We start from the raw sequence: 12,021 nt of genomic DNA on the forward strand, positions 1-12,021 counted from the left end.
AAAGCCTGCGGTTAGCCGTTCTTGGTGGAGATCAAATGCAGTCGACGAACCCGATAAGTACCCAGGGAGACGAACAGCAAAACCAGGGTAAAGGCGATCACGTAGTGCAGCGAAACGCCATCGACCGGTACGTAGTGCGGGAAAATCTCGGCGCGGATCAGTTCAAGCAGGTGCAGGAACGGATTGAGCAGCAGCAGTGGCAGCATGGCTTGAGGCAGGTAGGCGGCGGGAATAAGTACGCCCGAGATGAAATATAGCGGGAAGAACATCATCCGCAGAAAGAGTGTGCTACTGGGCATGGCATGGGCGATCAGCGACAACAGCATGCCCAGGCCAAACGAGAACAGTACCCCGAGCAGGATGGTCAGCATCCACTCAATGGGCGACTTGATGGACATGTCGAAGCCGTACCAGGCGAAGCCGAACACCAAAATGGCGTACACGCTTGCCGAGATGCAGAACTCCACCAGCACGCGGGCGACAAAGGTGTCGAGGGGCTTGATCTGTTTATAGGCAAACAGCGCGCGGTTTTCCTTGGGGCTGTTCATCAGTCGCATGGCGATATTGCGAAACAGAAGGAAGGGCGCGAGGCCAACCAATACAAAGACCGGGAAGTCGATACCGGCCACGGTGCGGCCACGAATCAAGGCAAACAGCACGCTCAGAATCAACAGGTGGCAAATCGGCTCGATCAGCGTCCATGTAGCGCCCATACGGCGATCACCAAAACGCGAACGCGCTTCACGCAGCACTAGGGCAAAAATGACGGATTTTTTGATTTGCAGGGGGGAGCGAGGCTTGAGCATTATTTACCGCACAGCACAACAGCGCGATAAACGCGTTGCTTGAATTCATTTTCAGAGGACCATCGGTCGTGTACGACAGATTGCTTCCATTCGTGGGGCGGGAGGTTAAACGTCGGGGTGGACAGTAGTCAAGCCACTTAGTTCCCTTGAGAAGCTTGACAAGAAATAACTATCGAGGCTGGCTTTAAAAAATACGGTAGGGGCAATGTCCATTGGGGTGGGCGGCTAATCTCGCCATTGCGGGATGGGTCGACCAGTCGCGATCTGATGACGTTATTTTCGTTTCTGATATGTCCGGTTACATCCGTGCGATTCAAAGTCCTGAATAGCTATTGGCGCCGAGGTTGGGTCTTGGGCGTCAGCTAGATCCCGAGGTTTGTTATCCGGCGAGCATCGGATAGGTGAACAGTCCAAAGTGCAGCAGATTCAAGCCGAAGTGGGTCGCGATAGCAGCACCCAAACCGCCAAATCGATAGGCCAGACCATAGCCGACACCCGCCAGGCTCGCCAGCAACACCCATTGCCAGCCGGCGCCCACATGCACCAGGCCGAACATCAGCGAGGCGAGGAGCAGGGCGAGGTTTTCACCGTAGGGCAGGTTTTTGAAGTACCGGGTCAGACCGCCCTGGATGTAGCCGCGAAAGAGCGCTTCCTCGACCAGGGTCACCAGCAGCAGGTTGTTCAGCGTCCATAACCAGGCTTGATCCGGCCACTTCGGTGCCCAACTGATCATGTCCAGCAACAGCGCGCCACCCAAGGCCAGCACGGCGCTCAACGTCAACCCCAGTGCAGTGGCATAGATGGAAAGGCGCAGCGAACGCCGGCCGACAATCCACGGGCAGACCAGCAAAAGCCAGAACCCGATCAGGGGTTTGTCCTGATTCAGGTACATGAAAAACGGCATGGCATCGTCGGTGAATCGCTGAGGGGCGATGGCGCTACCGTTGCGGAAGCCGGGAAGCCAGTGCATCGCCAGTGCCAGGACCAGGACGAAGAACACCCCATGACCGAGGTAGCGCGCGATGGGGAGCTCTTGTTGGCGGACGGCGAAACCTGTGAGCAGCAACAGCGCGACGGAAATTAGGGCCAGCCAGCCGAGTTGGCCGTAGATCAGCGCGAGGGCGTAGCCGAGGGAGAGCAGGGTCAGGTAGGTCCATGGCAGGGCAATCATTGAAAATCCTTGTATCCCGAAATGTGCAGAGCGCCGTAATCCCCTGTGGGAGCGAGCCTGCTCGCGAAAGCGGTCTGTCAGTCACTGAATCGGTGTCTGTCCTACCGCTATCGCGAGCAGGCTCGCTCCCAGAGGGATGTGGTGTCCGGCTTACAAAAGCGGCGCGATTATAGAGGCGAACGCCCCACAAACAAAAACACCGCCCGAAGGCGGTGTCTGTGTCAGCAGTCTGTTACGAGGCAATCAACTGTCGCAACACGTAATGCAAAATCCCCCCCGATTTGAAGTACTCCACCTCATTCAGGGTATCGATCCGGCACAACACCTCGACTTTCTCGCGGCTGCCGTCTTCACGGGTGATCACCAGTGTCAGGTTCATCCGCGGCGTCAGCTCGACGCCGGTCAAACCCAGAATATCCAGCGTCTCCTTGCCAGTCAGGTTCAGGCTCTTGCGGTTCTGATCCAGCTTGAACTGCAACGGCAACACGCCCATGCCCACCAGGTTGGAGCGGTGAATCCGTTCGAAACTTTCGGCGATAACGGCTTTGACCCCCAGCAGATTGGTGCCCTTGGCCGCCCAGTCGCGACTCGAGCCGGTGCCGTATTCTTGCCCGGCAATCACCACCAGAGGCGTGCCCGAGGCTTGATAACGCATCGCCGCATCGTAGATCGGCATCCTCTCCCCGGTGGGAATGTAAATCGTATTGCCGCCTTCTTCGCCGCTGAGCATCTCGTTACGAATGCGGATGTTGGCAAAGGTGCCGCGCATCATCACTTCGTGGTTGCCGCGCCGCGAGCCGTAGGAGTTGAAGTCCCGTGGTTCCACGCCTTTCTCGCGCAGGTAATGGCCTGCCGGACTGTCGGCCTTGATGTTGCCGGCCGGAGAGATGTGATCGGTGGTCACCGAATCACCCAGCAGTGCGAGGACTCTGGCACCGCTGACGTCCTTGACCACCGGCGGCGGCCCGCCGATGTCATCGAAGAACGGTGGATGCTGGATGTACGTCGAATCGTCCTGCCAGACATACGTCGCCGCTTGCGGCACTTCAATCGCCTGCCATTGCTCGTCGCCGGCAAACACTTCGGCATATTCCTTGTGGAACATCGCGGTGTTGACCTGGTTCACCGCGTCGGCAATCTCTTTGGTGCTTGGCCAGATGTCCCGCAGATACACCAGATTGCCATCCTTGTCGGTACCTAAAGGCTCGCTGCTGATGTCGATGCGCACCGTGCCGGCCAGCGCATAGGCGACGACCAGCGGTGGGGAGGCCAGCCAGTTGGTTTTCACCAGAGGATGCACGCGACCTTCGAAGTTGCGGTTGCCCGACAGCACCGAGGCGACGGTCAGGTCGGCGGCCTGAATGGCTTTTTCGATCGGCTCCGCCAATGGCCCGGAGTTGCCGATGCACGTGGTGCAGCCGTAGCCGACCAGGGCAAAACCCAGTTCATCAAGGTACTGGGTCAGGCCGGCAGCCTTGTAGTAGTCGGTGACCACTTTCGAGCCTGGGGCCAGCGAACTCTTGACCCACGGTTTGCGCTTGAGGCCTTTTTCCACGGCTTTCTTCGCCACCAGGCCGGCGGCCATCATCACGCTCGGGTTGGAGGTGTTGGTGCAGGAGGTGATCGCGGCAATCACCACTGCGCCGTTTTTCAATCGATACACCTGACCGTCGTATTCGTAGTCGGCTTCACCGGCCAGATCGGCATTGCCCACCGCGACGCCACCGCCGCCTTCACTTTCAAGTCGACCGACTTCCTTGCTGGTGGGTTTGAATTGCAGGTCGACGAAGTCACTGAACGCTTGCGCGACATTCGGTAGTGATACCCGGTCCTGTGGGCGTTTCGGCCCGGCAAGGCTGGCTTCGACGCTACCCATGTCCAGCGCCAGGCTGTCGGTGAACACCGGTTCCTGACCCGGCAGGCGCCACAGGCCCTGGGCTTTGCAGTAGGCCTCGACCAGTTTCACGGTCTCGCGGGTGCGACCGGATAAACGCAGGTATTCCAGGGTGATGTCATCCACCGGGAAAAAGCCGCAGGTGGCGCCGTACTCCGGGGCCATGTTGGCGATGGTCGCGCGGTCGGCCAGCGGCAGATCGGCGAGGCCGTCACCGTAGAACTCGACGAATTTGCCGACCACGCCTTTCTTGCGCAGCATTTGGGTGACGGTCAGCACCAGGTCGGTGGCGGTGATGCCTTCCTTGAGCTTGCCGGTGAGTTTGAAGCCGATCACTTCCGGGATCAGCATCGACACCGGTTGGCCCAGCATCGCCGCTTCCGCTTCGATCCCGCCGACGCCCCAGCCGAGTACGCCGAGGCCGTTGATCATGGTGGTGTGGGAGTCGGTGCCGACCAGGGTGTCGGGGAAGGCATAGGTGCGGCCGTCCTCGTCCTTGGTCCAGACCGTGCGCCCCAGGTATTCCAGATTCACCTGGTGGCAGATGCCGGTGCCCGGCGGTACCACGCTGAAGTTGTCGAAGGCGCTTTGGCCCCAGCGCAGGAATGCATAACGTTCACCGTTGCGCTGCATTTCGATGTCGACGTTCTGTTCGAAGGCGCTGGCGCTGGCGAATTTGTCGACCATCACCGAGTGGTCGATCACCAGATCCACGGGGGAGAGCGGGTTGATTCGCTGCGGGTCGCCGCCGGCCTTCGCCATCGCGGCACGCATGGCGGCCAGATCGACCACGGCAGGAACGCCGGTAAAGTCCTGCATTAATACCCGCGCGGGACGGTACTGGATTTCGCGGTCGGAGCGACGTTCCTTGAGCCAGGCGGCAATCGCCCTGAGGTCGGCGCCGGTGACGGTTTTTTCATCTTCCCAGCGCAGCAGGTTTTCCAGCAGCACTTTTAACGACATTGGCAGCTTGTCCAGGTCGCCCAGGCTTTTGGCGGCATCCGGCAAGCTGAAATAGTGATAGGTCTTGTCGTCAACTTGTAAGGTTTTAAGGGTTTTCAGGCTATCGAGGGACGGCATTGAAATGACTCCTTTGAGTCCGCACGGCTACGGACTGAGGGAACGAACAGAGGTTTAAACCTAGTCCTGTTTGGTGCTTAAGGCTAATAACTGGACTCTATGGCTGAGTCCAAGGTTCCGAACTCAGCTATCATGCGCCCGTTTTCGTGACAGGCTTTGCTTCAACGCAAGTCTGGGCATCGCGCAGTGGTTGAATTTCTCGCCATCTGCCCAGGAGTAAGAATGAACACCCTCTTTATGCATTGCCGGCCGGGCTTCGAAAGCGAAGTCTGCTCCGAGATTTCCGAACACGCCGCGCGGCTGAACGTGGCCGGTTATGCCAAGGCCAAGACCGCCAGCGCCTGCGCCGAATTCATCTGCACCGAAGAAGACGGCGCCGAGCGCCTGATGCGTGGTCAGCGTTTCGCCGATCTGATCTTCCCGCGCCAGTGGGCTCGCGGGATCTTCATCGATCTGCCGGAAACCGACCGCATCAGTGTGATCCTCGCGCACATGGCGGACTTCCCGCTGTGCGGCAGCCTGTGGCTGGAAATGGTCGACACCAACGATGGCAAGGAATTGTCGAATTTCTGCAAGAAGTTCGAAGGGCACCTGCGCAAGGCGCTGATGGCCGCTGGCAAACTGGTTGAAGATGCCCACAAACCGCGTCTGCTGCTGACCTTCAAAAGTGGCCGCGAAGTGTTCATGGGGCTGGCCGAGTCGAACAACTCGGCGATGTGGCCGATGGGTATTCCGCGGCTGAAGTTTCCGCGTGAGGCGCCGAGCCGTTCGACGCTGAAACTGGAAGAGGCGTGGCACCACTTCATCCCTCGCGATCAGTGGGATGAGCGCCTGCACAGCGACATGACCGGCGTCGACCTCGGCGCCGCACCCGGCGGCTGGACCTGGCAACTGGTCAACCGCGGCATGCTGGTCACCGCGATCGACAACGGCCCGATGGCTGAAAGCTTGATGGACACCGGTCTGGTGCAACACTTGATGGCCGACGGTTTCACCTTCAAGCCCAAGCAACCGGTGGACTGGATGGTCTGCGACATCGTCGAGAAACCGGCGCGCAACGCCGCGATGCTGGAAGAATGGATTGGCGAGGGGCATTGCCGCGAAGCGGTGGTCAACCTCAAGCTGCCGATGAAACAGCGTTACGCCGAAGTGAAACGCTTGCTGGAGCGCATTGCCGACGGGTTCAAGGAGCGCGGCATTCGGGTCGAGATCGGCTGCAAGCAGCTGTATCACGACCGTGAAGAAGTGACCTGCCACCTGCGCCGGATCGACGTAAAGAAACCCAAGTCCCGCTGAGCCCGACATTAACCGACACGCAAATGCGCGCTGGAACCCTGTAGGAGCGAGGCTTGCCCGCGAAGGCCGCGCTGCGGTTCTACAGATACACCGCGCTGCGCCTTTCGCGGGCAAGCCTCGCTCCTACAGGGCGATAGACGACAGATGACGTTAAACCCGGCAATGCGCGACAATGCCGGCAAGTTTCAGGAGTGAATCATGAGTGAAATGATTGATACGCCGGTTGACGGCACCCTCGACGCCACCGGCCTCAACTGCCCGGAACCGGTGATGATGCTACACCAGCACATTCGTGACCTGGTGCCCGGCGGCCTGCTCAAGGTGATCGCCACCGACCCGTCGACCCGTCGCGACATTCCCAAATTCTGCGTGTTTCTCGACCACGAACTGGTCGCGCAGCACGAAGTGGCAGGCACCTACCTTTACTGGATCCGCAAGAAACTCGCTTAACCCGCCGACTGGCTGATGCGGATCCGCTTGCGTGCACTGCGCGTCAGGCGGATCGACAGCATCAGCGCCGCGCAACTCAAGCCCACGATCAAACCCTGCCACAGCCCGCTCGGGCCGCTCGGTGCACCGAACCAATCGGTCAGGCCCAGCGCGTAACCCACCGGCAACCCAATCCCCCAGTAAGCGAACAGCGTCAGGATCATCGTCACCCGAGTGTCCTGATAGCCGCGCAACGCGCCGGCAGCCGTCACCTGGATCGCATCGGAAAACTGGAACAGCGCCGAATACACAATCAGCATTGCCGCGACATGAATCACCGTCGGGTCGGCGGTGTAGATCGTTGCGATGTGTTCACGCAGCAACAGCATCATGCTCGCGGAAATGCACGCATAGGCCAGCGCCGTGCCCATGCCGACACCGGCAGCGAAACGGGCTTCTCGCGGTTCCTGACGGCCGAGCGCCTGGCCGACCCGTACGGTCACGGCCATGCCGAGGGAGTAGGGGATCATGAACACCAGCGAGCTGAAGTTCAGCGCGATCTGGTGCCCGGCTACTACCGTCGCGCCGAGGCTGCCGATCAGCAGCGCAATCACGGCGAAGATGCTCGACTCGGCGAACACCGCGATGCCGATCGGCAGGCCGATGCCCAACAGGCGTTTGATCACCGACCACTGCGGCCAGTCGAAACGGCTGAACAACTCACTCGACTGATACGCCGGCGCCCAGCGCTCCCACCCGGCCATGCCCAGGGCCATCACCCACATCACGATCGCCGTGGCCCAGCCGCAACCGACACCGCCCATGGCCGGTACACCAAAGTGGCCATAGATGAAGACGTAGTTCAGCGGAATGTTCAATGCCAGTCCGCACAGACCCAGCACCATGGCCGGACGTGTGCGCCCCAGGCCGTCGCTGAAACAGCGCAGCACATGGTAGAACGCAACGGCGGGCAAACCGCTGGCGATGCCATGCAGGTATTGCATGCACGGGCCGATCAATTCGGGATCGACCTTCATGATGTGCAAAATCGGTTCGGCGCTGAACAGCATGCCGGTCGCCATCAACCCCACCACCAGCGCCAGCCACAGTGCCTGGCGCACGATCGGGCCGATCTCGCGGTGGGTGCCGGCGCCGAAGCGCTGGGCGACTTTCGGGGTCGTGGCCAGCAGCGTGCCGGTCATCAACAGAAACACCGGCACCCAGATCGAGTTGCCCAGCGCCACCGCCGCCAGATCCCGTGGCCCGACCCGGCCCGCCATCACGGCATCGACGAAGCCCATCGCGGTGGTCGCCAGTTGCGCGATCATGATCGGCAAGGCCAGGCCGAGCAGGTTTTTCAGCTCCAGGCGAACCCGGGCCGGTCGGGTGAGGGAAATAGCGGCGGGGCGGTCAGTCACGGAATTCAAGGGCGAAACGTCCAAAGAGGTTGATGCGCAAGGCGGCGCATTCTACGCCCTGACGCAGTGGTCAGGAAAAGTCCTGTGTTGCGGATTTGTAATCGACGTCCGGACGTTGCGACAACGCGGTCCCTGTAGCAGCTGGCGAAGCCTGCGTTCGGCTGCGTAGCAGTCGTGAAATCGGATTATGCGGTGATTCAGGAATGCCGCGCGTTCAGGTCTCGCGACTGCTACGCAGCCGAACGCAGGCTTCGCCAGCTGCTACAGGGGCTGTGCAATGCCCGCTGGCCCACTACGGTCATCTCCGCCTACACTGCCGATCCCTCAAAGGAGCCTGCCATGCTGATTGTTGCCGACGAAAATATCCCGCTGCTCGATGCCTTCTTCGAAGGTTTCGGTGAAATCCGCCGGGTGCCGGGGCGTTCCATTGACCGCGCCACCGTCGAACAGGCCGATGTGCTGCTGGTGCGCTCGGTGACCAACGTTAACCGCGCGTTGCTCGAAGGCAGCAAGGTACGCTTTGTCGGCACCTGCACCATCGGCACCGATCACCTGGATCTGGATTACTTTCAGCAGGCCGGCATCACCTGGTCCAGCGCGCCCGGCTGCAACGCTCGGGGCGTGGTCGACTACGTGCTCGGCAGTCTGCTGACCCTGGCCGAAATCGAAGGCGTCGACCTGACTCAACGCACCTACGGCGTCGTGGGTGCCGGTGAAGTGGGCGGCCGCTTGGTCAAGGTTCTGCAAGGTCTGGGCTGGAACGTGCTGGTCTGCGATCCGCCAAGGCAAGCTGCTGAAGGTGGCGATTACGTCAGCCTCGAACAGATCATCGAACAGTGCGATGTCATCAGCCTGCACACGCCATTGAAGAAACATGGCGCCCAGTCGACCTGGCATCTGTTCGATAAAAACCGATTGAACCAGCTCAAGTCTGGCACCTGGCTGATCAACGCCAGTCGTGGACCGGTGGTCGACAACGCCGCGCTGCGCCAGGTGCTGCTGCAACGCGAAGACCTGCAAGCAGTGCTGGACGTCTGGGAAGGCGAGCCTGAGGTCGATGTGGCACTGGCCGAACTCTGCGTGTTGGCGACCCCGCACATTGCCGGTTACAGCCTCGATGGCAGACAGCGAGGCACCGCGCAGATTTATCAGGCGTATTGCGATTTCCTCGGGCAACCGGCTCAGATCAGCTTGAGCGATTTGCTGCCCGCACCCTGGTTGTCGCAAGTGACCTTGAATGCTAACAGCGATCCGGCCTGGTCGCTGGCCATGTTGTGCCGTGGCGTGTACGACCCGCGCCGCGACGATGCGGATTTCCGCCGCAGCCTTGTAGGCAATGTGAATGAGCAGCGTGCAGCGTTTGATTCACTGCGTAAGCATTATCCGCTGCGGCGTGAGATTGATGGGTTAGCGGTACGGATCGATGGGGATTCGCCGGTATTGCAGCAGATCGTGTTGGCACTTGGCGCAACGGCTGTCTAGAAACCGATTCGGCCCTATCGCGATATCTGGATAATCACCCATAAAAAACCCGGCCATCAGAGGCCGGGTCAAGAAGACGGTGGCTATATCACTTTTGTTCGGCAGGCTTGACCAATCGCTTTTCCAGTTCGCGGCAAGCGTCCTGGATCATGCCTTCAGTGATCGGTACTTCGCGCCCATCCTTATCGATAATCGAGCAACCCAGAGACTGGTCTGGCTGTGTGCGGATCACTTCAATCTTGTCTTCGCTGCTGTTTTGCAAGGACATGGCCTGTCTCCTCATCAGGTTGTGTGCTTACTATAGAACCGCCAAGTGACCGGGCTGTGACAACTCCCTGCGATCTTTCCTGGGCGGCAACATCAGTCCACCAGAAATAACGCGGTGCTGCCACCCGGACTTTAGACCAATACCGTCTAGGGCCTAGGCTTTGCGGTCATAATTAACCTGACTCATTATGATTTACAGCGTTCAAACCCATCGACCGGTGTAGGCTTGAACGCGTCAAACCCTACTGGTTGCGCCATCGAATGATCTCCATCCTCTCGTCCCGTCAACGGCGCGCCATGCGCCTGGCCCTGCGTTTCATCGCGCCTTATCGCTGGCCGGCCGTCGGTGCCTTGCTCGCATTGATCGTCACGGCTGGCATCACCTTGTCCATGGGGCAGGGGATTCGCCTGCTGGTGGATCAGGGTTTCATGACCCAGTCGCCGCATTTGCTCAACCAGTCCATCGGTCTGTTTATGTTGCTGGTGGTGGGGCTGGCGATTGGCACCTTCGCGCGTTTTTACCTGGTCTCATGGATCGGTGAACGCGTTGTCGCGGACATCCGTCGTCAGGTGTTCAATCATCTGATTTATCTGCACCCAGGGTTCTACGAAGACAACCGTAGCTCCGAGATCCAGTCGCGGTTAACCGCTGACACCACGCTGCTGCAATCGGTGATCGGCTCGTCTCTGTCGCTGTTTTTGCGCAATCTGTTGATGGTGATCGGCGGGATCGTCCTGCTGTTTATCACCAACCCCAAGCTCACCAGCATCGTGGTGGTCGCGTTGCCGTTGGTGATCGCGCCGATCCTGATCTTCGGCCGTCGGGTACGCAGCCTGTCACGCCTGAGCCAGGACCGGATTGCCGATATCGGCAGCTATGTTTCCGAAACCCTGGGCCAGATCAAAACCGTGCAGGCCTACAACCATCAGGTCCAGGACGAGCAGCGCTTTGCCGCAACCGTGGAGGAGGCTTTCAACACCGCTCGCAAGCGGATCTTCCAGCGCGCCTGGCTGATTACCCTGGTGATCGTGCTGGTGCTTGGCGCGGTCGGGGTGATGCTCTGGGTCGGCGGAATGGATGTCATTGCCGGGCGGATTTCCGCAGGCGAGCTGGCGGCGTTTGTGTTTTACAGCCTGATCGTCGGCAGCGCATTCGGCACATTGAGCGAAGTGATCGGCGAACTGCAGCGTGCCGCCGGCGCCGCCGAGCGGATAGCCGAGTTGCTGCGCTCGGAAAACATTATCCAGCCACCTACCACTGGCCTGGTGACCTTGCCTGAACGGGTGAAGGGTGACCTGGTGCTGCAAGACGTGCGCTTTTCCTACCCGTCGCGTCCCGAAAGCTATGCGGTCGATGGTTTGAATCTGACGATCAATGCCGGTGAAACCCTCGCGTTGGTCGGGCCCTCCGGTGCCGGCAAGTCGACGGTGTATGACTTACTGCTGCGCTTTTACGACCCGGCCGAAGGACGCATCCTGCTCGATGGCGTGCCGCTGACTCAACTCGATCCATTGGACCTGCGCCGCTGCTTCGCCCTGGTCTCGCAATCCCCGGCGCTGTTCTTTGGCAGCATCGAAGAGAACATCCGCTACGGCAACCCGACGGCAACCCTGGCCCAGGTTCAGGAAGCGGCGAAAATCGCTTACGCCCACGACTTCATCGAACAAATGCCCAACGGCTACCAGACCCATCTTGGCGACGGTGGCCTCGGTTTGTCCGGCGGCCAACGTCAGCGCCTGGCCATCGCCCGGGCGCTACTGGTGGACGCGCCGATACTGCTGCTGGACGAGGCCACCAGCGCCCTCGACGCCCAGAGCGAACACCTGATCCAGCAAGCCCTCCCGAGCCTGATGAAAAACCGCACCACCCTGGTCATCGCCCACCGACTGGCCACGGTGAAAAACGCTGACCGGATCGCGGTGATGGACCAAGGGAAACTGGTGGCGGTGGGGACTCATCAGGAGTTGATTGCGAGTAACGCGCTGTATGCGCGGTTGGCGGCGTTGCAGTTCAGTGATGGGCACAGCGCTCTCACCGACCCGGTAACCGACTAAGTAACCGACCCGGTAGAGCCCAAAAAAATGGTTCTTCACGGAATCCCGGGAAACACAGAAACAAGAACGCCGATTTGATTGATGATGTTCGTGCGAGCAAACACATCTAACAAACCGGCGTTC

The 12,021-nt window shown here is 60.0% G+C and carries 9 protein-coding genes; 4 read left to right on the forward strand and 5 right to left on the reverse strand.

The genetic code is table 11. The annotated features are described in order from the left end of the window. Positions 1 to 11: 11 nt before the first annotated feature. The 3 genes from QF010_RS23635 to acnA all read right to left on the reverse strand — a co-directional run bounded on the left by QF010_RS23635 (position 12) and on the right by acnA (position 4,951). Positions 12 to 713, reverse strand: a complete 702-nt coding sequence (locus tag QF010_RS23635; RefSeq protein WP_429534061.1) for an ABC transporter permease — start codon at positions 711 to 713, stop codon at positions 12 to 14. Between the two features lie 472 nt (positions 714 to 1,185). After that, positions 1,186 to 1,977 (reverse strand): CPBP family intramembrane glutamic endopeptidase, encoded by a 792-nt coding sequence (locus tag QF010_RS23640; RefSeq protein ID WP_429534062.1) that lies wholly within the window; start codon positions 1,975 to 1,977, stop codon positions 1,186 to 1,188. Positions 1,978 to 2,209: 232 nt separating this feature from the next. After that, a complete protein-coding gene (gene acnA, locus QF010_RS23645; protein WP_033055645.1) occupies positions 2,210 to 4,951 on the reverse strand; it encodes an aconitate hydratase AcnA in 2,742 nt (913 codons plus the stop codon). 222 nt (positions 4,952 to 5,173) lie between these two features. Here acnA and rlmM point away from each other — a divergent pair, with 222 nt between their 5' ends. Further along, the gene (gene rlmM, locus QF010_RS23650; protein ID WP_033055643.1) at positions 5,174 to 6,247 is read left to right on the forward strand and encodes a 23S rRNA (cytidine(2498)-2'-O)-methyltransferase RlmM; all 1,074 of its coding nucleotides are present in this window, start codon (positions 5,174 to 5,176) and stop codon (positions 6,245 to 6,247) included. A 198-nt stretch (positions 6,248 to 6,445) separates the two neighbouring features. Beyond that, positions 6,446 to 6,697, forward strand: a complete 252-nt coding sequence (gene tusA / locus QF010_RS23655) for a sulfurtransferase TusA (protein WP_033055641.1) — start codon at positions 6,446 to 6,448, stop codon at positions 6,695 to 6,697. Here the strand turns inward: tusA and QF010_RS23660 are convergent. Beyond that, a complete protein-coding gene (locus tag QF010_RS23660; RefSeq protein ID WP_429534063.1) occupies positions 6,694 to 8,103 on the reverse strand; it encodes an MATE family efflux transporter in 1,410 nt (469 codons plus the stop codon). The two genes, tusA and QF010_RS23660, sit on opposite strands and share 4 nt — an antisense overlap. A gap of 330 nt (positions 8,104 to 8,433) precedes the next feature. Here QF010_RS23660 and pdxB point away from each other — a divergent pair, with 330 nt between their 5' ends. Then, positions 8,434 to 9,576, forward strand: coding sequence for a 4-phosphoerythronate dehydrogenase PdxB (pdxB, locus tag QF010_RS23665; protein ID WP_429534064.1), 1,143 nt, complete (start codon positions 8,434 to 8,436; stop codon positions 9,574 to 9,576). A gap of 88 nt (positions 9,577 to 9,664) precedes the next feature. On the opposite strand, the gene QF010_RS23670 is transcribed toward pdxB, so the two are convergent. Next, positions 9,665 to 9,844, reverse strand: coding sequence for a PA1571 family protein (locus tag QF010_RS23670; protein WP_033061931.1), 180 nt, complete (start codon positions 9,842 to 9,844; stop codon positions 9,665 to 9,667). A gap of 260 nt (positions 9,845 to 10,104) precedes the next feature. Between QF010_RS23670 and QF010_RS23675 the strand changes: the two genes are divergently transcribed. Further along, positions 10,105 to 11,898: an ABC transporter transmembrane domain-containing protein gene (locus tag QF010_RS23675; RefSeq protein WP_429512573.1), complete on the forward strand. Its 1,794-nt coding sequence runs from the start codon at positions 10,105 to 10,107 to the stop codon at positions 11,896 to 11,898. Positions 11,899 to 12,021 lie beyond the last annotated feature (123 nt).

This window comes from Pseudomonas silensiensis (assembly GCF_050434865.1).
GTDB classification, from domain to species: Bacteria; Pseudomonadota; Gammaproteobacteria; order Pseudomonadales; family Pseudomonadaceae; genus Aquipseudomonas; species Aquipseudomonas fluorescens_W.

Coding starts and splice junctions, on each gene's coding strand:
- QF010_RS23635 (WP_429534061.1), bottom strand. CDS start 713: ATGGGCGCTACATGGACGCTGATCGAGCCGATTTGCCACCTGTTGATT.
- QF010_RS23640 (WP_429534062.1), bottom strand. CDS start 1,977: ATGATTGCCCTGCCATGGACCTACCTGACCCTGCTCTCCCTCGGCTAC.
- acnA (WP_033055645.1), bottom strand. CDS start 4,951: ATGCCGTCCCTCGATAGCCTGAAAACCCTTAAAACCTTACAAGTTGAC.
- rlmM (WP_033055643.1), top strand. CDS start 5,174: ATGAACACCCTCTTTATGCATTGCCGGCCGGGCTTCGAAAGCGAAGTC.
- tusA (WP_033055641.1), top strand. CDS start 6,446: ATGAGTGAAATGATTGATACGCCGGTTGACGGCACCCTCGACGCCACC.
- pdxB (WP_429534064.1), top strand. CDS start 8,434: ATGCTGATTGTTGCCGACGAAAATATCCCGCTGCTCGATGCCTTCTTC.
- QF010_RS23670 (WP_033061931.1), bottom strand. CDS start 9,844: ATGTCCTTGCAAAACAGCAGCGAAGACAAGATTGAAGTGATCCGCACA.
- QF010_RS23675 (WP_429512573.1), top strand. CDS start 10,105: ATGATCTCCATCCTCTCGTCCCGTCAACGGCGCGCCATGCGCCTGGCC.